General features: G+C 63.4%; 1 protein-coding gene. It reads left to right on the top strand.

The window, feature by feature from the left end; translation table 11 throughout:
• Positions 1–186: hypothetical protein (locus tag R0J88_RS22785; protein WP_410901289.1), on the top strand; the 186-nt coding region annotated here is incomplete at its 5' end.
• Between the last annotated feature and the right edge of the window lie 57 nt (positions 187–243).

Here is a 243-nt window from a genome sequence, read left to right as displayed (position 1 = left end):
CGGTGTTACTCGCTGCAGATCAAGGGCCGTGACAGCCTGAAGTTTCCGGACGACGTGCTGGGAGAAGCGCCTGGCGGCACGGCGCATGTCGGCAGTGACGAGTGGGCGCGCGATCGCGCCTTCCAGCTCCGCCAGCTGGGGCCATGGCTCAAGGAGGCCAGCTGGATGCGTGACAGCGACGACTGAACGTAATCCTGCGATAAGCTCCCGATGAGCGGGTTATATAGACACACGAAGGGCTGC

This window comes from Pseudoalteromonas sp. SIMBA_162 (assembly GCF_046535955.1).
In the GTDB taxonomy this organism is placed as follows: domain Bacteria; phylum Pseudomonadota; class Gammaproteobacteria; order Enterobacterales; family Alteromonadaceae; genus Pseudoalteromonas; species Pseudoalteromonas marina.
Note: the sequence above shows the minus strand (reverse complement) of the source record. Positions and strands in the feature narration are given on the sequence as shown.